Annotated in this window: 21 protein-coding genes and 1 other RNA gene; 6 read left to right on the top strand and 16 right to left on the bottom strand. The window is 46.1% G+C overall.

The window, feature by feature from the left end:
- Nucleotides 1-125 precede the first annotated feature (125 nt).
- Nucleotides 126-1,106 (bottom strand): SMP-30/gluconolactonase/LRE family protein, encoded by a 981-nt coding sequence (locus tag QUB20_RS21200; protein WP_333249253.1) that lies wholly within the window; start codon nt 1,104-1,106, stop codon nt 126-128.
- A 267-nt stretch (nt 1,107-1,373) separates the two neighbouring features.
- Nucleotides 1,374-3,098 (bottom strand): zinc metalloprotease HtpX, encoded by a 1,725-nt coding sequence (locus tag QUB20_RS21195; protein WP_333249256.1) that lies wholly within the window; start codon nt 3,096-3,098, stop codon nt 1,374-1,376.
- A 226-nt stretch (nt 3,099-3,324) separates the two neighbouring features.
- On the opposite strand from QUB20_RS21195, the gene QUB20_RS21190 reads away from it, so the two are divergent.
- The 3 genes from QUB20_RS21190 (at nt 3,325) to folB (ending at nt 6,889) form a co-directional block, all read left to right on the top strand.
- Entirely contained in the window at nt 3,325-4,608 is a 1,284-nt protein-coding gene (locus QUB20_RS21190; protein ID WP_333249259.1) for a glutamate-5-semialdehyde dehydrogenase, read from the top strand.
- A gap of 395 nt (nt 4,609-5,003) precedes the next feature.
- Entirely contained in the window at nt 5,004-6,371 is a 1,368-nt protein-coding gene (locus QUB20_RS21185; protein ID WP_333249262.1) for a serine/threonine-protein kinase, read from the top strand.
- A 161-nt stretch (nt 6,372-6,532) separates the two neighbouring features.
- Nucleotides 6,533-6,889, top strand: a complete 357-nt coding sequence (gene folB, locus QUB20_RS21180; RefSeq protein WP_333057046.1) for a dihydroneopterin aldolase — start codon at nt 6,533-6,535, stop codon at nt 6,887-6,889.
- Nucleotides 6,890-6,994: 105 nt separating this feature from the next.
- Here the strand turns inward: folB and nuoK are convergent, their stop codons facing one another.
- The 13 genes from nuoK to QUB20_RS21115 form a co-directional block, all read right to left on the bottom strand.
- Entirely contained in the window at nt 6,995-7,300 is a 306-nt protein-coding gene (gene nuoK, locus QUB20_RS21175) for an NADH-quinone oxidoreductase subunit NuoK (RefSeq protein ID WP_228042566.1), read from the bottom strand.
- A 79-nt stretch (nt 7,301-7,379) separates the two neighbouring features.
- A complete protein-coding gene (locus tag QUB20_RS21170; protein WP_333057044.1) occupies nt 7,380-8,003 on the bottom strand; it encodes an NADH-quinone oxidoreductase subunit J in 624 nt (207 codons plus the stop codon).
- Between the two features lie 116 nt (nt 8,004-8,119).
- Complete coding sequence (ndhI, locus tag QUB20_RS21165; RefSeq protein WP_193975265.1) at nt 8,120-8,695, bottom strand: NAD(P)H-quinone oxidoreductase subunit I; 576 nt, start codon at nt 8,693-8,695, stop codon at nt 8,120-8,122.
- A gap of 110 nt (nt 8,696-8,805) precedes the next feature.
- Nucleotides 8,806-9,924 (bottom strand): NADH-quinone oxidoreductase subunit NuoH, encoded by a 1,119-nt coding sequence (gene nuoH, locus QUB20_RS21160; protein ID WP_333203108.1) that lies wholly within the window; start codon nt 9,922-9,924, stop codon nt 8,806-8,808.
- 451 nt (nt 9,925-10,375) lie between these two features.
- Nucleotides 10,376-10,766, bottom strand: a transfer-messenger RNA (tmRNA) gene (gene ssrA, locus QUB20_RS21155).
- Nucleotides 10,767-11,087: 321 nt separating this feature from the next.
- Nucleotides 11,088-12,848, bottom strand: a complete 1,761-nt coding sequence (locus tag QUB20_RS21150; protein ID WP_333249266.1) for a serine/threonine-protein kinase — start codon at nt 12,846-12,848, stop codon at nt 11,088-11,090.
- A 60-nt stretch (nt 12,849-12,908) separates the two neighbouring features.
- The gene (locus tag QUB20_RS21145) at nt 12,909-13,145 is read right to left on the bottom strand and encodes a type II toxin-antitoxin system Phd/YefM family antitoxin (RefSeq protein ID WP_333249269.1); all 237 of its coding nucleotides are present in this window, start codon (nt 13,143-13,145) and stop codon (nt 12,909-12,911) included.
- 58 nt (nt 13,146-13,203) lie between these two features.
- Nucleotides 13,204-13,473, bottom strand: coding sequence for a ParE family toxin-like protein (locus QUB20_RS21140; RefSeq protein WP_333249273.1), 270 nt, complete (start codon nt 13,471-13,473; stop codon nt 13,204-13,206).
- Entirely contained in the window at nt 13,470-14,063 is a 594-nt protein-coding gene (locus QUB20_RS21135; RefSeq protein ID WP_333249276.1) for a hypothetical protein, read from the bottom strand. The genes QUB20_RS21140 and QUB20_RS21135 overlap by 4 nt, the downstream gene beginning before the upstream one ends.
- 2 nt (nt 14,064-14,065) lie before the next feature.
- Nucleotides 14,066-14,719, bottom strand: a complete 654-nt coding sequence (locus QUB20_RS21130) for a serine protease (protein WP_333249279.1) — start codon at nt 14,717-14,719, stop codon at nt 14,066-14,068.
- Between the two features lie 219 nt (nt 14,720-14,938).
- Entirely contained in the window at nt 14,939-15,181 is a 243-nt protein-coding gene (locus tag QUB20_RS21125) for a hypothetical protein (RefSeq protein ID WP_333249282.1), read from the bottom strand.
- Between the two features lie 148 nt (nt 15,182-15,329).
- Entirely contained in the window at nt 15,330-17,288 is a 1,959-nt protein-coding gene (locus QUB20_RS21120; RefSeq protein WP_333291627.1) for a glycosyltransferase family 39 protein, read from the bottom strand.
- Between the two features lie 279 nt (nt 17,289-17,567).
- On the bottom strand, nt 17,568-18,146 hold the full coding sequence (locus QUB20_RS21115; RefSeq protein WP_333249288.1) for a hypothetical protein: 579 nt from the start codon (nt 18,144-18,146) through the stop codon (nt 17,568-17,570).
- Nucleotides 18,147-18,510: 364 nt separating this feature from the next.
- Between QUB20_RS21115 and QUB20_RS21110 the strand changes: the two genes are divergently transcribed.
- Together QUB20_RS21110 and QUB20_RS21105 are read left to right on the top strand one after the other, a co-directional pair.
- On the top strand, nt 18,511-18,843 hold the full coding sequence (locus tag QUB20_RS21110) for a DUF565 domain-containing protein (RefSeq protein ID WP_333249290.1): 333 nt from the start codon (nt 18,511-18,513) through the stop codon (nt 18,841-18,843).
- A gap of 75 nt (nt 18,844-18,918) precedes the next feature.
- Nucleotides 18,919-20,079, top strand: a complete 1,161-nt coding sequence (locus QUB20_RS21105; RefSeq protein ID WP_333249293.1) for a glycerate kinase — start codon at nt 18,919-18,921, stop codon at nt 20,077-20,079.
- 208 nt (nt 20,080-20,287) lie between these two features.
- Here QUB20_RS21105 and QUB20_RS21100 read toward each other — a convergent pair whose 3' ends face one another.
- Nucleotides 20,288-20,653: a hypothetical protein gene (locus QUB20_RS21100; protein ID WP_333249296.1), complete on the bottom strand. Its 366-nt coding sequence runs from the start codon at nt 20,651-20,653 to the stop codon at nt 20,288-20,290.
- A gap of 327 nt (nt 20,654-20,980) precedes the next feature.
- Between QUB20_RS21100 and QUB20_RS21095 the strand changes: the two genes are divergently transcribed.
- Nucleotides 20,981-21,508 carry an orange carotenoid protein N-terminal domain-containing protein gene (locus QUB20_RS21095; RefSeq protein ID WP_333057027.1) on the top strand — a complete coding sequence of 176 codons (528 nt, stop codon included), beginning with the start codon at nt 20,981-20,983 and terminating at the stop codon, nt 21,506-21,508.
- Nucleotides 21,509-21,735 lie beyond the last annotated feature (227 nt).

Here is a 21,735-nt window from a genome sequence, read left to right as displayed (position 1 = left end):
ATGACTGATTTTGACAAGTAGGATTATATTATGCCAGGTCAATTACCCCTAATAAAAAGTGTTTGTCGTAAGGAATAAAGTCCTCACGACAAACCGCTTTATTTTCAACTTCGCCCTATTTTAGATTATTTTCCAGCCCGCACACCCGCAATTTTAAGGCGAATCCGATACAGACTTGTACTTCCCGTAATATAAAGCGTTTTGCGATCGCTTTCTCCCCAAGCCAAATTAGTCGCCGTCTCAGGCACAGAAATCTTCCCCAAAAGCTTGCCATCCGGCGAAAAGATCCACACTCCACCCGGCCCGGTGCTGTAAACATTCCCCTCTACATCAACTTTTAAACCGTCGGGTACTCCCCTTTGACTGGCATCTTTTAACTCCGCAAAAAGCTGCTGGTTAGTAACAGTTCCGTCCGGTTTTACATCGAAAACAGCAATGTATCCCGCTTCCGAATTGTTGACATAAAGTTTTTGCTCGTCGGGTGAAAAAGCGATGCCGTTCGGCAGCACCAAATCCTTAACCAGCAGAGTTAATTTTCCGTCGGGTGCCAGCCTGTAAACACCGTAAAAGCCCAATTCTTCCTGCTCTTTACTAACACCGTAGGACGGATCGGTAAAATAAATACTGCCATCGGATTTAACAACTAAATCGTTCGGACTGTTGAGCCGCTTACCCTCGTATCTATCCGCCAAGGTGATAACTTTTCCGTCCTTTTCTGTACGGGAGACGCGGCGATTTTCGTGTTCGCCAGTAAGTAAGCGGTTTTCTTTGTCTAAAGTATTCCCGTTGGCTTTTCCCGAAGGGCGGCGAAATACCTCAACTTGCTGATTTGAGCCAAATTTATAGATAATATTGGCGGGAATATCGCTGAACAGCAAAAAGCCGTCTGGATGCCAAATCGGGCCTTCTATAAATTGGAAATTGCTAGCTAGTTTTTCTAGTTTGGCGCTGTCATCGAGAATACTTTGCATGGTATTTTTTGTGTTCTGGTTTTCCGTTTTAGCGGTCATTTTTGTGAAGTTTCCGCTAAGTATTTCGCTAGGACTGCTGACTGCTAAAGTTAATACCATCAACAACAAACTAATTGTAGCAATTTTGATTGTCATGTTTGCTCATAAATAAATTATTTCCTTCCCGCCATAAGATTAACTATCTCCTTCTTTACTTCTTCCTTTCTTCTTTCTTTTCTCCAAGAGCGCTATCGCGCCCCTTCGCTAACAAATCTAAAGCGGTTCGTAAACTCACTCTTTTGTCCAGCAAAAAAGATGATTGAGAGCGGTATTAAATTTAATAGTACCGTATGGAGCAAAAAAAATAAGCTCTAAAATGCGAGCTTAATTATATTTAACTTAAAAGGTTTTACCTGTCAACTGTTAAGCTGGAAATGAAACAAATAGCGCCGCAATACCAAGAACGATCGCACCGATACCCATCACAAAAGACCAGAAGCGGTGATAACTGTTAACCACCGTACCGCTATCGCTTTCAAGCTGAATCAAATCCATCCAAGGTGCAACACCCCGGCGGAACCAACCCAAAGTCCTAACATCCATCCCAATCAAACTTTCAACCCGTTTCATGCCAAACAGAAAATTACCAATTGGCCCAAAACGAGAAGCATAGCGCAGATAAATCATTCCCGTTCTATCTTGCAATTTCAGATCGGAACCGAAGGTATAACCCGCATCGCCGCGACCAATTAATTCGCCTTGTAGTTGCGCCGGTTGACCCCGCAAAGGACTTGCGTAAGGGTCAGACATTAAGGTTAAAACATCCAAATGTTCTGCTTGTTGGTAATTCGGGAACATCACCAGAGTTTTGAGCAAAATTCCCACGCCCAAACCGATTAAAGGACAAGCAACCATCATCATCGGGTTTACAGCATACAGGGAAATGCCGATCGCAAAACCCACCGCTAAGCCCAGAGTTTCTGCACTGTACAGCAGCAAATCGAACACAAAATTGCCGTACAATCTCCGCTTGCTCAAATCGTTGCCTTCGCCGACAATTCGCCCCATGTCAAACTCAATATCTAAGCCTAATTGTTCGGCATAAGTGCTCAAAGCGCGAACTCGTTTACCAGTCAGCGGGTGAGTCGAGTTCAACTCCATCCACCAACCCCACGGATTAAACATATCCCACAAAAACACTCGCCCAATCTTTTCTGGTTCCGAAGAAATCCTGTAAGCAGTGCCAGTAGATGTGGCAGCTTTGGCATCGTAAATGCCTAAAGCGCGAGTTCCTTCTAATAAGCTGCTGGGTTCTGTTGCTCTTTGTCCTTCTTCCAAAATACCGTAAGCAATTTTTACCAAAGCGCGGGATAAAGCATTGGGATTTCCGGTTGTTTCGGCAGCAAAATGGTCGGCAAAATATTCTCGCGTCCGCGACAAATACAGCAATAAATAAGTGCCAGCGATGTAAAACAAATAAGCAACAGCAGCTACAGTACCGGCCGCATCTTTAGCTTTTTCCCCACCACTTCGACCCATTCTTTGAGTTGTAGTGTAAATTAAATAAGTAATCTGCACCAAAGTCGAAGCTAAAGTCATTACTGCAAAGTCCCAGTGGACGATGTGACCGAGTTCGTGGGCGTAAACAGTGGCAATTTCCTCGTCGTCTAAATAGGTAAAAAGACCTTGACTGACGACTAACCGAGCGCTGTTGGGAAATGAACCGTAAGTAAAAGCAGTAGGGTTTTGGTCGTCGATAATTCCTAAACGCGGACAAGAGAGTTTTTTCTGCTTGCAAACCTTCTGAATAACTTTAGCTGTTTCGGGACTTAGGCTTTCAATTTCTGCTAGGGAAACCCAGCGAGTATGGTATAGCCAATTTTGGCTTAAGTCCATCAAGTAAGGTGATAGGAAAAAAGCAGCGATGTTAAAAATCAGAGTTATGGGAAGTGCGATCGCCAATCCGGCGACTGGATCGGGACTGCTGAGAATCAAAACAGAGGCTAAAGATAGCGCTAACACCATACCAAACAGCAGGCTGATGGTGACGCCGGAAGCTAAAACGAGATTTCCGCCAGTTTTCTGTATCAGTTTAACGCCGGCTTTGGCTGCTCGCCCTGCCTTGCGTAAAGGGGCATGAGATGACATAATAATCTCCAAAGGTTATTGACAAAAGGAAATGACCGTGGGATTTTATCTATACTTCACTGTTTTAACCTGTTAATGCGGATTGCTGTAAGGGGTCTCAACAAAAATATAGAATTTCCTCTAGAATTGTTAAGACTGAAAACCGCCCCCAAATTTATTTTTGCGGATTCAATTCCAAACTCAAAATTCAAAACCGAACAATCAAAACTATTTAAAAGTTACTGCCATGTCTATTATTGAAATTGCCCAAAAAACGCGCGGATATGCTAGAAAATTGGCAGTTTTGTCCGCTGAGGCCAAAAATCAAGCTATTGAAGCTATTGCGAAAGCTTTAGAAGCTGCTGCGCCGGATATTGTGGGGGCGAATGCTGCTGACTGCAAGGCGGCTGAGGCTGATGGAATTGCGAAACCGCTGTACGATCGCCTCAAGTTGGATGAGAGCAAGTTGAAAAGTGCGATCGCGGGCGTGCGAGACGTTGCGAAACTCCCAGATCCGATCGGTGTCGTGCAAATCCACCGTGAATTGGATACAGGATTAATTCTGAAGCGCATCACCTGTCCTTTGGGCGTTTTAGGCATTATTTTTGAAGCGCGCCCAGAAGCTTTAATTCAGATAGTATCCTTAGCCATAAAATCTGGAAATGGCGTCATTCTCAAAGGTGGCAAAGAAGCAGTCCGTTCCTGCGAAATCTTGACAAAAGTGATACATCAAGCATTAGCAGAAACAGCGGTTAATCCAGAAGTCGTGCAGTTGCTGACGACGCGGGAAGAAACAATCGAACTGCTGAAAATGGATGAATATGTAGATTTGATTATTCCCAGAGGTTCTAATTCCTTCGTGCGGTTCGTGCAGGAAAACACGCGGATTCCCGTGTTAGGACACGCCGACGGAATTTGTCATTTGTACGCAGACAAAGCAGCGGATATTCAGAAAGCCGTAGAGATTTGTGTAGATGCAAAAACCCAGTATCCCGCCGCCTGCAATGCCATTGAAACCTTGTTAGTTCACAGGGCGATCGCCCCCAAATTCCTGCCCGCTGTTGCCGCAGCTTTGCAGCAGAAAAAAGTCGAATTGCTGGGAGACGGAAAAACTCGCGCCATCCTCGAAAATATTGCCGAAGCAAATGAAGCGGATTGGTCTACAGAATACAGCGATTTAATTTTGTCAATCAAAATAGTAGATTCTGGGGAAGAGGCAATTAATCACATCAATACATACGGTTCGAGACACACCGATGTAATTGTCACCGAAGACAGCGAAGCCGCCGAAACATTTTTAAATGGAGTCGATGCGGCCGGAGTTTATCACAATTGTTCGACTAGATTTGCCGACGGTTTCCGCTACGGTTTCGGTGCAGAAGTGGGGATTAGCACGCAGCAAATGCCGCCTCGCGGGCCTGTGGGTTTAGAGGGGTTAATTACCTATAAGTATCGAGTTGTTGGGGATGGCCATATTGCGGCTAGTTATGTTGGGAAAGATGCTAAGGAATTTACACATCGGGATTTGTAAATCCTCGATAGCCGATCGAACCCGATAATAAAAAAGCCTGTAATGGCGGGTTTTACAACAATATTTGATGTTCACGAACAATTTATATAAACCCGCCCCTAGACAGCCGATAATCTAGATTAACCTGATGTTCGATCGCAGGCGAAAAATGTAGATTTAGATTGGTCGTTGGGTGGGGGCGGGTTTATTATATTTTTGGTTGATAACATAGATGGTTGGTAAAACCCGCCCCTACGATATCCTGTAGATACTGAATCTTAACCAAAGTGTCGCTTCTCCTTCATCCATCCCAAAAATAGCGATCGCCCTTCCTTCCCTCGCATTCAAACAAACTTAGCTACAATAAGCTATACTGTGCTCGGCGACTCCCCACATCGAACAATTTGCCGTGGTTTATGTCTAACTCCTCCCTCCTCACCCCAGGTTCAACTCTAGAAAAACGCTACCGCATCCTCCGCGAATTGGGCCGCGGTGGCTTTGGGCGCACTTATCTCGCCGAAGATATCAACCGCTACAACGAACATTGCGTGCTCAAAGAGTTTTCTCCGGTGGTGCACAGCCCGAAAGCCGCCGAATTGTTCGATCGCGAAGCGAGTATGCTTTACAACCTCCAACACCCGCAAATTCCCCGGTTTCGAGAACTCCTGCGAACCGATTTGGCTGGGAATCCATCTTTATTTTTAGTCCAAGATTATATCAAAGGTCAAACCTACGAAGAAATATTGATATCGCGTCAGCAACAAGGTAAAAATTTTACCGAAGCTGAAGTTACTCAACTGCTATTTCAGCTTTTACCAGTTTTAGAATACATCCACTCGAAAAATTTAATTCACCGCGATATTTCCCCGGATAATATTATTCAGCATGATGCTGACAAACTACCATTTTTAATTGATTTCGGTTCTGTTAAACAAATCGCAGCAAATGCCGTACTTCAGTTTAACGGACAATCGGATACGGCGATCGGCAAACAGGGTTATTCCCCAGCCGAACAAATGCGACTGGGGAAAGTTTCTGCCGCTAGCGATTTGTATGCTTTAGCCGTGACGGCTTTGGTACTGCTAAGCGGCAAAAAGCCTCAAAAATTGTACGATATCAATAATAAAACTTGGGATTGGCGATCGCACGTCAGTGTCAGCCCTAATTTAGCCACGGTATTGGATCGGATGTTAGCAGAACAACCGGGCGATCGCTACCAATCCGCAAAAGCAGTCCGCGAAGCACTCAAAGATCCAAAACTCTCTCAAATTGGCAGTATAATTTCCCAAATGGTGACAATGAACTTTGTCGGCCGCCCTTTCAAAAACGCCACTCAAACTGCTACCAGCAATCATACCCCTGTTCACCAAAATCCTCAACTGGTTAATAACAACCCCACATTCAAGTTAATTCCTTGGAAAACCCTAGGGAGTTTAAGTGTGATTTTGGTACCGGGAATTTTAGCTTTTAGTGTAGTCAAATCTGGTTTCACATTGCCCAAGTTGCCGGATTTACCTAAATTTTCTTCGCGCCAACCGCCTCCCGATACATCTTTAGAGGAAGCAGAGATAATTCGTCAAGAAAACATTGGGAAACGACGCAAAAATCTCAATATAAATCAAGATATTTTTTATCAAAAAGTTGATGAATTATATTACAATAAATATCCAGAATTCCAAGGTCGTACCTTGACAGAAAAGCCAGAAGATGCTGAAATTAGGCGGAAATGGTATGAAGTTGCTGAGGATTTATTGGACAAGTTGGAGAAAGGAGGACGGTTGTGAAATTTAAGATAGAATAAGAGTGATTGAACCGCAGAGGGCGCAGAGGGCGCAGAGGGAAGAGGAAGAGGGCAAAGGGCAAAAAAAGAGAGGGAAGAGAAAGAGAACTTTATCTGGTTTAATACAAATTGGTATAGAACAACGCACTTTTAGTTTATTGCAAAATGGATTCTATTCAACTTACAGGAATTCGCTGTTACGGATATACGGGCTATCTGCCGGAAGAGCAAGTTTTGGGGCAGTGGTTTGAAGTGGATGTTACTCTCTGGCTGGATTTATCGCAAGCTGGAAAAAGTGATGATATTCAACATACTCTTGATTACCGCAGCGCAATTACTCTGATTCAAAAGCTAGTCAAAGAGTCGAAGTTTTTATTAATCGAACGCCTAGCAGATACTATTGTTCAAGCGCTTTTACAACTACCGTTAGTCGAAAAAGTTAAACTACAACTCTCGAAACCTGCTGCCCCCATCCCTGATTTCGGGGGTAGAATTACTCTAGAAATTACTAGAAGTCATTAGTCCTTAGTCCTTAGTCCTTAGTCCTTAGTCCTTAGTCATCAGTCTTTAATCTGCATTAGTTTGTCGCTAATGACTGATGACTGATGACTGATGACTATTGATTAATTACCACTTCAGCAAGTTAAATTCTTCCATGTCTACGGTATTGCGGTTGCGATAAATCGCCAAAACAATTGCCAAACCCACCGCAGCTTCAGCCGCGGCTACCGTAACTACAAACACGGTAAATACTTGGCCCTTAATTTGTACGGGGTCGAGATAATTGGAGAAACCCATCAAATTGAGATTGACAGCATTCAGCATCAACTCGATCGACATCAACACGCGCACTGCATTTCTGCTGGTAATCAAACCGTAAATGCCAATACAGAAAAGTGCGGCGGCTAATAACAGGAAATACTGGAGTTGCAGTTGCATAAATTTTGCGATTTTGTCTCAATCTAAAGTTACTACAAAACTAACACTATGGTGCGCTCAGCGCACCATAATATTACTTAGATTCTGGCGAAGACACATCTCCGGCCGAAACTAATTCGCGAGGTCTTTCCGGCAAACTAAAAGCTGGTGTTTCAGATAGCTTGTTGGACAATTCATCTGGCAAGAAATCGCGGCGCGCCAAGACAATGGCTCCTACCATTGCCATTAACAAAAATACTGATGCTAACTCGAAAGGCAGCAAAAAGTCGGTGAAGAAATGTTTGGCGATTGTAACGATCGAACTTTCGGCCGGTGCTCCTGTCGTCGCGACAATAGTCCAAGGAGTAGACACCACCATCGTACCCAAAAGCGCAAACAAGCCTACGCAAACTACTGCTGTTGCTACTTGACGCACCCAAGCGTTGGGAATTGTGCGGAAATCTTCGCGCTTGTTCACTAACATAATCGCAAACAAAATCAAGACGTTAACAGCGCCAACATAAATCAACACCTGCGCTGCTGCTACAAAGTCGGCATTCAGCAACAGGTACAAGCCGGCAATGCTGGTAAATACGCCGCACAGCAAAAAGGCTGAGTAAACGATATTTGAGAACAGCACTACTCCTAGTGCTCCTGCAATCATCATTACGGACAATATTCCAAATGAAACAATTTGAACCCCTTCAGCTAGATTCACAATTTTTTATCCTCAATTATTAGTGTTCTATTGTTCGTTTTTACTCATTAGTTAGCAGTCATTAATAATTGGTTATTTCACTAATGACTGATGACTGCTGACTAATGACTAATGACTTACTTTTCGATAATTTCCTCTGGACGCAGACCGGCGCGGCGATCGGTGTAGGAAACTTCATGGGGGTCGATCGCACCTTTCGGCAAATAAGCGAATTCCCGCATCGGTGTCACCATCGGGTCATCTGTAACCTTGTAGGGCAAACGTCCCAGGGCCACGTTGTCATAATTCAATTCGTGACGTTCGTAGGCGGCTAACTCGTATTCTTCTGTCATGGACAAACAATTAGTCGGACAATATTCTACGCAGTTGCCGCAGAAGATACACACTCCGAAATCGATACTGTAGTGCTTGAGTTGCTTCTTCTTAGTTTCTTTGTTAAATTCCCAATCCACTACAGGTAAGTTGATCGGACACACCCGAACGCAAACTTCGCAGGAGATGCACTTGTCAAATTCAAAGTGAATTCTGCCCCGAAAACGTTCGGAAGGAATTAATTTCTCGTAAGGATACTGCACCGTAATCGGGCGGCGTCTCATGTGGTCAAAAGTAACAGATAGCCCTTGACCGATATACTTAGCAGCTTGAAGAGTCTCTTTGGCGTATTCGCCTACTTGATTGAGGAATTTTAGCATCGTGTTCTCTCTCTGTACTTGAGTTTTTGGTAATTGCTAATTGATAATAGGTCATGAGAGTTAACAGCTACTCTAGGTTAGCTATTATCTGTTCTGTTACCTATTACGAATTAACCGCCAAAAGCAAAGGGAAAGGCAAGCTTCAAAGCTGCGGTCAACAGCAAATTAACTAAAGCAACGGGAAGTAAAAACTTCCATCCCAAATTTAGCAATTGGTCGATCCGAACTCGCGGCAGAGTCCAGCGGAGCAGAACAGCCAGAAACAAGAAAAAGTAGGCTTTCAGCATGGTCATTGTAATGCCCAGCAAGCCGGTAATTACCTGCAACCAAGGAGTCGTTTCGCTCAATCCTAGGGCATTTGTCAGGACTCCGACAGGAATCGGGGACTCCCAGCCGCCGAGGTACAAAACTGCTACTAACAGGCAAGAAAGGACGAGGTTAACGTAGGAAGCGATATAGTACAAAGCAAATTTCATGCCTGTGTACTCAGTCTGATATCCTGCTACCAATTCTTCTTCTGCTTCTGGAAGGTCAAAGGGTAAACGTTCGCATTCTGCTAGTGCTGCGATCCAGAAAATCAGGAAACCTGCTGGTTGCCGCCAGATATTCCAGCCGAGAATGCCGTAGCCGGCTTGCTGGTGTACGATGTCGATCGTACTGAGGCTATTGGACATCATTACAACTGCCAATACTGCCAAAGCTAGGGGAATTTCGTAGCTGAGGGATTGAGCGGCGGCTCTGAGTCCTCCGAGGAGGGCGTATTTGTTGTTTGAAGCATAGCCGGACATCAGCAAGCCGATCGGCTGAATGCTAGAAAGAGCAATCCACAGAAATATTGCTGTCCCCATATCGGCGATCAGCATATGCTCTCCGAAGGGCACGATTAAGTAGGAGAGAAAAACTGGAATCACCACAATTACCGGGCCTAGGGTAAATAGCAGCGCGTCAGCTTTTGCCGGTACAATGTCTTCTTTGAAGACCAACTTCAAACCATCAGCAACGGGTGCTAGCACTCCCAGAGGGCCGATAAATTCCGGGCCTATCCGCTGTTGAGCGGCGGCGGAAATTTTCCGTTCCAGCCAGACGCTAGTCAGTACCCCGAAGACGGCAGCGACAATCATCAGCAACATTGGCAGCGGTAGCCAAAGCAGTTGGGCGATGTCCGCCGGTAAGCCCAAATTCATCAGGGCTTCTACAAAACTTCCTTGTAAGTCAATTCCTGGGTTCATTTTTCCAGCTTTTGAGCGCTCAGCATATAATTTTTCACCCGTCCTTTGTAGGAGTAGGCTTAGAAATCGGGGTCTTTGTAAAGATTTTTAATGCTTTACCGCCTAATAGTATATCGCCCGACAGGCTCCAAGAACGCACAGACAGGGTGAAGTTCTAATTATATGAGCCGGCAGCGTAGCTAATGGGTGGTAAATTATGGTTGGCTGTTCACGGTTGACGGTTGACTGTTGACGGTTGCAAGGCGGTGAGAACGCCAATTGAAAAACGACCAGCAAATATTTCAGTCCCCTCGCGGGGAAAAGGTAGAGCACTGCACGGATTTTGACACGGATACACGGATGAGTTGAGCTATCTGAGCCAAACAAAAGGGCCCAGAGTTAACTCTGAGCCCTTTTAATGCTATAAAGTGGCTTTCAAATGGCTTAAACCATTGATTTTACGTCACTTCTTTTATGGAACTGGGCAGAATCGAACTGCCGTCCAAAGCGGGTATTTACCTTCCGATCGTTCACAGGTTTATCCCCTCTAATCCTCGGGGCGGGAACCATCTTTATCCCAAATGGGGGGATTTTCTAGTGATTGCTTTCCTAGCTAGCCGACTAGAAACGTTTAGCTAGGGCATCCGTTGGGGGTTGTTATGCTACCTTTAACGGAGTGAGGTGGCATACACTCTAAACCAAGCTCAAGAAGTTTTTAGGCTACAGCTACGGCTTTGCGAGCGAAAGGAACGATGTTGTTCGCATTTACTATTTTTTTTGAGCCGATATTAACGAGAGTAGACTCCCTCTCGACCTGCATCACGGAGCAGCTTTCGCCACCCTGTCGAAACCATTACAGCCCCTCGTGCGTTCTCTAATTATAGACAATATTTCGTGTTGCGTCAACTAGATTTTAGATTTGGGATTTTAGATTTTCGATTTTGGCACAAAGCTGAGTCGGGAATATTTACATCTTGCACCATTTTTTTGAACAGGCAAGATGCCTGTTCCACAAGAGTTGAGTTTTCCTGTGGGGAGTAGGGGTTGGGCATCTTGCCCGCCCAGGTTTATTGACGCAAGATGCCTGTTCCACAAGAGTTGAGTTTTCCTGTGGGGAGTAGGGGTTGGGCATCTTGCCCGCCCAGGTTTATTGACAAGGGTGCAGGATGTCAGCGCTGCCAAGTTTAATGCAAGTTCTCGTCCCAGACGCCGATGTAAATCCGATCGCGCTCGTTGCGTTCGATCGTCCCTTCCAGCGAACCTTTCCTAAACGTAAAGCGATTACTCCGGCGCAGCTGCACGTCGCGGAATCCCTGCAAAATCTCCCGGTTTGCCCCGCCCACCATGCCGTTTAAGGCGGTTCGCACCACCAAATCGTCCACAGACTGGGCAAAAGAACCCTCTGTTTGTACTAGCTCGCCCGAATCGCGATCGTAAATGTAGCCCAGAGTAATCCGATTTGGCAATATTTCGTAAAGTGCGGTGCGAGTATTCGGCCAATAGCCCCGCGCTTGAGAGTCAGTGGGTTCTCCCAATTCAGCTAAAATCTGACTTTCCGGCGTACCAACCGCATACCCAGGGATTGTGGGAGTCTTCTGATAATTGGTTCCCGGTTGTTCGCTGGGTGCGGGCGATCGATCTGGCGGCAACTCTTTGTCAACAAGTTTTTCTGTTGGTGTGGGTTCGACAGCCTCGGGAGAAGGCGCTGGTGTTGGCTCTGGCGCTGGTGTTGGAGTTTCAGCAGCAGGCGCTGGAGTTTCAGCAGCAGGCGCTGGAGTTTCAGCAGCAGACGGCGGAGTTTCTCTGGGAGTCGGCGAGAAAGGCGTTGGTGTCGGCGCGGGAATTGGTGTGGGGCTGGAGCGCGCGTCTGGATCTGCTGGGGCCGAAGTGCGATCGTCCTGGGCCACAGGTGCGGGTTCCGAAGACGGCCGGTTGAAGAAAACTCTAGCAATACCGACCAAACCTGCCACAATAAGTGCGATCGCCACGAACCCCAAAATCCACCAAACCTTGCGGCTGCCTTGCCCAGAAGACACCACAGCAGGCGCTGTTCTGGAACCCGCAGGCGACTGAGGCCCGTGTCCCGGCATCACCGCCACCGTCGGCCCGGTGCTCGGCGACGCTGCACCATGAGGCTGCCCATGCAGCAGCGACAGCCACTCATCGACGCTAGCAGGGCGATTTTGAGCTTCTACCGTCATCCCCCGCATCACCCCAGAACTGACAGCGGCACTTAGCTGAGGCTGCAAGTCGCGGGGTGAAGGCATCGGCTGGCTGGTGCGTAAAATTGCAGCCACCGGCACCTGTGCTGTCAATAAAGTGTAAAGCGTCGCCGCCATACCGTAAACATCTGTTGCGGGCGTATATTTTCCTTGGGCAAAATACTGTTCAGGGGGCGCGTAGCCGTCGGACACCATATTAGTGTGACTTTGGGTTGCACCAGGAGTAAACTCGCGGGCAATGCCAAAGTCAATCAGCACGACTTCCTGAGTACCTTGGCGCAAAATAATGTTTTGCGGCTTGATATCTCGGTGCAGCAAACCCTTTTGATGAACTGCCTTCAACGCAGCCCCAATTTGAGTGATGTAGAGAATTGCAATATTTTCTGGCAGCGGATTATTTGAACCGACTACATCGCCCAAATTCTGACCGGCGATGTAGTCCATCACCATGTAAGGCTGCCCGTCTTCGACAAAGAAATCGCTGACGCGGACAATATTGGGATGGACGCAGGAAGCCAACCGCCTCGCTTCGTCTTGAAACTTGCGATCGAACTCAGCAAAATTGGGTTGCTGCCGCAGAGATTCGTTGAGGGTTTTAATGACTACAGGCTGTCCTAAATAGCGGTGATTTGCCCTGAAGGTAATCCCAAAGCCGCCGCGTCCCAATTCTTGTTCGAGGGTGTACTTTCCACCCTGTAAAGTTTTGCCGATTAGCGCATCCATAGGTTCAGGCGATCGCGTACCAGATAATATGGCTGATTATGGCACGTATGGTGGGCTAAGTTACCAGTCTAAAGGGCGATCGAGAAGTGCGATCGGCGTTGCCATTCCTTCCCGAATCGATTCCCGCATCCCCGGCACTGAGAGAAGATACAGTGTCTCCTGCACAGATGCCCAGTCAGATTCAGATAATAACACTGCATTGCTAGTCTGTCCTGCAATCACAATAGGTTGGTGCGACTGACTCACCGAATCGATCAACTGCTGTAACTGATGTTGAGCTTCATTAATTGGGATCATAATTTTCTACTTGTCTAAATAGACTTTTCTAATTGATATTGGCGGGCTTCCGACACTGCTACAACTGCCCCAGAAACTTGTCGTACTCTGCGTGTGAACCAACCCAAAACCAGATTACAGTGTCTCCATCCAACTGACCAACTGCTCGATAGTTTTTGGTAATTCGGGCTGAGTAGATGGGTAAGTCTGGATGCACCTTCTTGAAACGCAGGCTTGGATAACTTGGGTCTTCCTTGAACTGGCGATACGTCGCCCGCGTCTGGTTTTTAACTTGTTCAGGTAAATCAGCAAATAACTTACGGAACTCGATTGTAGTGCGTGAATTCACAATGTTTCTGGATCGAGTTCTTGGGTTTTGCCTGCCTGATACTCAGCCATTGCGGTCGCTGCGAGTTTAGCAAGAGCATTGGGGGAACGGGAGAATGCTTGATCCCAACGCATATCGTCTGCCGAGTCAGATTCAGACAATAACACCGCATTGCTACTCTGTCCTGCAATAACAATGGGTTGCTCCGCCATCTTACTCATTGTCATGAATACAAGAACAACAACAGGTAGGATGTAGGCTGTTGATTTACCTATTACTGGGGCGATTGCTGCTGAAACAGAACTCACAAGAGTTTTTTGTAGTACATCTGACGAAGAAAGTAGCTCTTTTCGTTCATCAGCGTATTTTTCATCGACGCTTAAGAATTTTTCAATTTCATCCCGGACTTCTTCAATAGATATATTTCTCGGTTGTTCTGCTCCAAATCGGAATGTGTTCTCTGGCATTGCATTCAGCCACTGTTTTGCTGCCTCTTCGTAAGAGTTAGTAGAATCCACTAGCTGCTTTATCATTTTTTGTTGGTACGTAGGCAGCGTTGTGAGCCACTCTTCATTATCAACCTGAAATAATTGTTCTAATTTATTTTCCATATCTACAACATTTCCCTAACGTACTCAACAGAGACCGCATGAGTAGTCTGATGGAGGGTATGCGGATCTACTCCACCCAATGAAATACCACCTCCACCACCCGGAGCATATGACCCAATCAGGATAGCAACTAGCATTGTAGTTTGTGCAGAGAATATAGGGCTTCCAGATTGACCTGGGCGAGCCTGAGTGTTCAGGACGACATGCTTGGTTTTGACTATTCCATTTTTAATTAAGATTCGTGCACCGATCTCAGTCCGTTGCTGAGTGAGTACCAATCTTCCATCATTGGCGTGAGGATAACCAAAAATATCAACAACATTGCCCAAGTTGAGAAGATCTGTGCTACCCATCGATATGTTAGAGAACAGATCAATACCAGCAGACAAAATACACAAATCTAGGAAGGGATCAATAGCTTCAATGCGAACCGGAAATACCTGAACTTGAGGATCAGAGGTATCTTGATAGTCATTAATCGAATTGTAAGGTCGTTTAACAACGACTAGATTCTGCTCATCTGCATTAGTAACATGGGCAGCCGTAACAAACTTTCCGGGACTATTTAGTAGAGTTGCTGTACCAAGCGGCAATACGCCATTTGCTTCGCTTCGTCCGACCGCCAATACTATGTTTGCGAGAGATGAGTATGACATTTGACTTCTTACGATTAAAGTATGAACTTGCCATATAACTATTAATTATACTACAACTGCGGTAGAATAACACTCTCATTGATAGATCATACCGCACTTTCGCCAAAGTTATGTTTCTAAGTTAAGTAAATCGTACCGCAACTTCAACATCATACCTGATCAGAGTATCAATTGTCGCAGCAATAGCTCGCTCTTTCTCGAACCCCCTGTCTCGTGGGATCACTGATGGACATCTTGAGCCACCATCATTGCATTGATATGGGTAAAGATGCGATCTAATTCCCCAATGGCGTCGAGTTCGGCTGCCTCTTCTGCCATTAGTCGATCGTCCTTCTTCTTCTCTAACAAATTTTCCATACGCTGTGGCAGCGATTCACTAAATTTGAACAACTTCCACCGATCGACTTTTTCAATGCAAATCTCATGGATTAACGAAGAGAGTTTGTTGAGAATTGAAACCATTGTAGGCTCCGAGCTTCGGGTTTTAGGTAGTGAGTAGATTATAGCTTTTACAGTTCTAGATGCACCATATCCAAATTCCGGGGCAACCACGGGGGGATTGCCCCTACTTTCAGACCATATAGGTCGGCTCACACCGCAGTATAATGGACTATCGAAACGCTGTTCTCGGAACCCTGGCGAGTTGGTAAGCCCCCCGACTGTCCAACAATTGATATTGATTTGGCTGCAATCCTAATTCCACAAATTTCTCTGGATATCCCAGCAACAAAATAGAGGGAGAAGTTGGGTTTTTAGATTGCTTAATGTAGTCGATCGCCCTTCTGACAGCTCGGTAGTAAGTCACCGGCTCTTGGGTATAAAAAACCAGACTGGGTTTCCAGAAACCAACCATAATAAACTCTTCCCCCGGCAGTTTTTGTTGAACCGCAACCTGCGCTAACTGTCTCAGAGGTAGCTGGCGGTTGATATCGACCAAATTGTAGGCGGGAGTAAGACCAAAGATGATAAATGCTACTAACCCGATGAAGTTAGCAACCAAAATCCAGCGCTGTTGCCGCTGCCAAAGTAAAAGTCCGATCGCCACCGCTGTAATTATCCAAATCGTACCGCCTACAATCAGCAATCCCGACTGCTGAATTGCTTGGGGAAAATTGGGCATTGCCGGGTCGTCTCCCAGCCAGTTGTAGCAGTAGAAAGTTGCTCCGGCTATAATCAGTAAAAATACGACATTGAAAATGTATGTAACTAACAGCCCTCGCGGTAAAGAATTCGGTTTTTTTTCTAACTTTGCCCGCCTATTTTCTGGTTCGTTGCCTGCAATAATATCGCTCCACAGCAGCGTTACCAAAATCGCAGCGGCGGGGATTAAAGGCAATACATAACTGGGCAATTTGGTCACGGCGATCGTAAAAAAGCCAAAGATGCAGACGAACCAAAATAGGGCAAATAAACTCAACTGAGCCGATCGCGGTTGACGACGCCAGTAACTGCGCTGCCAAAAACGGGTGCGGGCGATCGCCACCGGCAAATAAATCGACCAAGGTGCAAAACCAACTAGCACTACAAAAAAGTAAAAATACCAAGGCGCGGAGTGCTTGTTGACTACTCCAGTAAAACGCTGGAAATTGTGATAGCCAAAAAAGCTGTCAATATAAGTTTGACCGTTGTCTAAAATAACCAAAATGTACCACGGCAGGGCGATCGCCAGAATAATCAAGATTCCAGACACCGGACGCATTTCGCGCCAAAGTTGCCAAAAATTTCCCAAATAAAGCCCGAAGCAGCCAACAATCAGCGCTGGCAAGACAATTCCCACAGGCCCCTTAGCCAGAATTGCTAAGGCAATTAGTACGTAAAAAGTCAGATACCACTTATTGGGAAATCGGGAAGCGGAAACGGTGGAAAATTCGGCTTTTTCTCTCTGTTCTTCTAGAGTGTAACCGAGAAAAAATGCGAATAGTGCCGAACACATACAACTAACTAATAGCATATCTGAAACGCCAGTCCGTCCCCAGGCAATAGTTTGGGGATTTAAAGCTATTAGGGCAGCACCAATCCAAGGAGTAGAAAGAAAGAGGGGAAGACGACGAGTTTTGAGTTTTGAGTTGTTATTCTCTGTTTCTTCTTCCGGCTTCCATCGGACTTCTTCCTTATTCCTGACATCCGTTAAATCCGTTACAGAATCCGTTGCCGAACTTCCTCCTTCCTTCGATAGGGTATAAAATCCGAGGCAAGTCAGACCGATCGCACACAAAGCCGACGGAAGACGCACGGCCCATTCGTTAACGCCCAGAGTGCGGTAAGCCACCGCCATCAGCCAGTAAATCAACGGCGGCTTGTCAAACCTGGTTTCGCCGTTGAAATAAGGAGTGATCCAATCTCCTGTCAGCGTCATTTGACGCGCAGCTTCGGCAAACAACGGTTCGGTTTCGTCAACTAAACCGATGTTGCCGAGATTCCACAAGAAACCTACCCAGGCGATCGCGCACAGCCATAAAAGCGACAGCAGCTTTGGTGCGATCGGGCGATTCCTAAACTCTGACCAATTTTTAATAACTTCCTTCACCCAAACTTCCTGCGATTTTAGATTTAAAATTTTAGCTCGCATAGAGAGTCTACCGAAAGATTCGCATTCTCGAAACTCCCAAGTCGATCGCATCCGCTTAAACTCAGATGTTACACCATTCTCAACAAGGCTTTTATGGGCGGGCAGGATGCCCAACCCCTACTCCCCACAAGAAAATTCACTCTTTGTGGAACAGGCATCTTGCCTGTTCTTTATAATGATGCGGCTATGTGAGTTTAACCTCCCATAGCCGCACCATTCTCAACAAGACCGGATCAACCGGCTTTCTCGACCAAAATCTCGCCACCTGCAGCTAAGCGTTCACGGCTGCAAAATTAATTGCCATTCTCCGGCTGTGCTGTTCCAAGCCGGCGAGGGTGTCTCCCCGGCGACGAAAGGCCCCCAGTAGCGACGAGAACCATCCTGAGCAAAAACCACTAAAATGTCTCCCCGTTTGACTTGTAACTTTCCCTCCGGCAGCGATAGCATCAGTCCCTTGCCGCCACCTTCCCCCGGCGCAAAATCCCAGTGCGCGGGTTTGCCGTAGGATTCCTTGGCTTGCCGCTTCGACAGCAGGGCCACTCGCACTGGGTGTTCGCTGCGGTTGCTGACGCGCAAACGGCCGGAGGCTTTAGCATCTACAGGGATTGAGGAAAGCAATTCCTCCTCTGGATCTGGGGGGGTTGGTGTGGAGTCGGGTTTGGGCTCGCTGGCGGTGTCTGCTGAATCTGTCGCAACTGGGGAAATGGGGGGTATGGGGGGGAGTGCGGTGGCTTGTGAGGGCCAATCGCTGGAAGGATTTGAACCGTTGGAGATAGTGATTTCAAAACGTCCTAGAAACATTCCTGTAATTAGGACGATCGACACTCCAATTACGAGCTGGTAAATTTTAAGATTCATAAATTTTAGGCTTAAAGGATAGACTGCACCCGCAATGAGTCTTAACTATTTTTAATGTAAAACCAGGGGCTGCTGTGACACAAGATACAGTTACACTTAATGACTTAACCGTTCTCTGCTATAATTCGCCAATCGCTTAATACCATCTTAGATGTTAAATTTTATATTTTAGATGGCGACATACTGACCGCGGTAAGAATTTGGATTTAGCCTGGAGGGGCATTTGTTGACTCATCGGTATAGCTTTTAATAGCAGTTGAAAAAAAAAGTGCTACTCTATGCCCGTACTCCAAAACCCAATATTCATCAGTAATTCCGCATCTCAAATCTCCAATCTCGAATCTCCAATGGTATAACTTTTTTTATGCAGAATACCCGAATTAACAGATTGATTGATGTTCTGGGCGAGCGATTCCGAGGCTGGCTGAGCAATCCTTGGCGGCGGATTTCGCTACTGCTAATTAGCCTGCTGTTCGGCACTTTTTTGGGAACTGCTATTTCGACAATCACCGGACAATCAGCAGATTGGGATATTATCGCGGCCGGGCTGTTGGTGTTGTTGACGGAGTTCGCCAACTGGTTGGTTTACGCCAGCCCGCGGCCTGTAGCCCGTTCTTTTTGGGTGGAGATGCTCAATGCTCTGAAAGTTGGCGTGACTTACAATTTATTTGTGGAGGCTTTCAAACTTGGCTCTTAAAATGAGGGGAAATATTTGTCGGTTGTAGATAGTAATTGTACAAAACCCGCCCCCGCTAGCGAGAGTTTTTAGGATATGGATCGATCGACTGTAACCCCTGTTGAAATTTTACATCGATGGCAAGCCGGCGATCGCCCGATCGCTCCCGACTTCGATCACCTGGCTTTGTGGGAACTTGCGGATGATTTGCGATCCTCTTCGAGGGCTTCGCGAACGCGCGCTTTTGGGATTACTCCTGACAGTGTAGCCGATGTTGTCCGCTGCAAAACCGATTTATTCTTTTCTCTTCTTGACGAACTGCATACTTTCCCCCTAAAGTCAACTGTTTTTCTCGAAACTTTGTGGAATCTTTGGCTGCCGCTGGCAATGCAATTATCGACTGCCAAACAAAGTTTAAACCGTCCTTTAATTCAAGGAATTTTAGGAGGGCAAGGAACGGGAAAAACTACTTTATGCCAAGTTTTGAGGCTGATTCTGGGAAAATTGGGATATTCTACTGTCAGCCTTTCTTTAGACGATCTTTACAAGACTTATGCCGATCGCCAACAACTCCAAAAAGCAGACCCGCGTTTAATTTGGCGCGGCCCCCCCGGCACTCACGATATTGACTTGGGAATCGCAGTTTTAGACAAGTTGCGCGGTTCTCAAACTCATAATTTAGCAGCATTTGACAATCCCAAATCAGATGCCCTCAAACCGGATATAATTAAAAATATAGAAATTCCCAGGTTTGACAAATCAGCCTATGGAGGTGCAGGAGATAGAAGTCAACCAGAAATTATTTCCGGTGCGGATATTATACTTTTTGAAGGTTGGTTTGTCGGTGTGAATCCGGTGGTTGATGCCAAATTAAACCAGTTTTTGGCGGGTGCACCGTTTCCGATTTCCACAGAAAGCGACTGTCAGTTTGCGCGCGATATGAATGCGAAGCTGCACGACTATCTGCCGCTGTGGAACCGATTAGATCGGTTGATGGTTTTGTATCCCCAAGATTATCGCATTTCTCAAGTGTGGCGCAATCAGGCGGAACGGGAAATGATGGCGACGGGGAAGTCGGGAATGTCAGAAGCGGAAATTAATCGGTTTGTCGAATATTTCTGGAAAGCGCTGCATCCCGCGTTATTTATTAAGTCGATGGTTGAGGAGGGCGATCGCGTGGATTTAGTAATTGAAATTTTGGGCGATCGCACTGTCGGCAAAATTTGTCGGGCGATCGACTTAAAATTAACGCTTTAAGGACACAACAATGTTGTCTCCATACTGTATTTCAGCCTTTAAGGACACAACAATGTTGTGTCCCTACTTTATAGCAGCTTATCCTACACTCTATTGAAATTTCAGGACTTATGTAAAAAGTGGTTTGACGCGCGAATTATAGGGGTAAGGCGCGCCTTAAGCACCCTACAATACAGAGGTTGTCCGTCGAGGATGGAGAATTTCTAAATTAACTGCCGGGAGTACCAAGATCGATCGCTTTCTGCATCAAATCGTCGGTAACTTCGCCCGGTGTACCTGTGGGCTTAATTTCCTGAGCCATCGAACGAAAATCAGCGGGATTGCCGCTTTTATCTGCAGGCTTTGCGATATCTTTAGCAGCGGGAATAGGAAATTTAGGTGCAGTTGCAGCGGCGGCAGCTTGAGCGCCGGCACCCGTGCGATCGATGTCACTAACGCTGAATTCTTTTGAAGCTTCGTAGTCTGCTGATACATCAACGGTCGGCAACTTTTGTTCTCCAGCTTCCGCGCTTTCAGTGATTTGCTGAGCGTCAAAGCTCTCAATGTTATTTTGTTCTGTATTTATTTCCGACATAGCCGACTCCTTGCTAGTTTTATTTAACAATTCACTTTCTCAATCCTTACTTAAATCCCAGGCTTTTTCATCTACCCGCAGATGTATCGTTGGCTTCTATCTTAAGGATGATTTCTTCTAGGGTTGTGCCTTAAAATTACACCACTTTCCGAAAAGAATGCAGCTTTAGGCAAGCTCCCAACCCATACAGACTAAGGCATTCCCCATTGTTTAATCTAAAATCTAAAATGTAAAATCTAAAATCGTATTACCTCTCGGGGATGGTGACGGGCACTTACAAATGTTGATATTTATATATTCTGGAAGCATTTTTAAGGAATTTGATTTATGAACTCACCCGCCGCCACCAATCCTCACTCTCTCTCCAACGACACTCAAAACATCGTTCAGACAATCAACGGGTTGGGTACAGATGAAAAGCTGGCGCTGCTCTACTTTGTTTATGAAAAAATGGGAGATTCAATTACACCAGCCGCTCCCGCCGCCGCCGAACCAGAATTAGCTCCCATGCTGCTGGATGATTTTTACAAGCTTTCGGCCGATCAACAACTGAATATCATGCGAGGTATTGTCAACCGCGACGACACGCCTTATTCTCACGCTTACGGAGCTTTAACTGCTAACAATCAGTTGGTGGTTTGGTATGCTTGGGCGATTGGTATGGGTGAAACAATTGTCGATATCCCAGACGGATATGAGGCAACTGAGGCTGTCAATGGCGTGTTGGGTCAAATTGAAGGTCTTGATTTTGAACAGCAAATTTCGGTGCTGCGCGACGTAGCCAATAATATGGGCTACACCGATGTTAAACCAATTGCTACTCAGGCAGAAGTAGGGAAAACTTCTAGTCTTTAGATAAGAGTCTGCTGTTGCAACCTATCCTACACAAACTCTCCTCCTAGCAGAGAGGGACTCAAGAATAAAGGAATTACCCAAAACCTCTATATGTAGGGTGCGTCTCGGCGCACCCTACCGCTATAATTAGTAGGTAAAACGTTTTTTTGCTCTTAGGAATGAGAATTAAATAACTTCCACTCTTGAAAGTGGGATGGGCGTCCCGCCCGTCCTTTTTGGACGGGCGG

The organism is Microcoleus sp. B4-C2 (assembly GCF_036705265.1).
Lineage (GTDB): Bacteria > Cyanobacteriota > Cyanobacteriia > Cyanobacteriales > Microcoleaceae > Microcoleus.
This window is presented reverse-complemented; position numbering and strand designations above follow the sequence as displayed.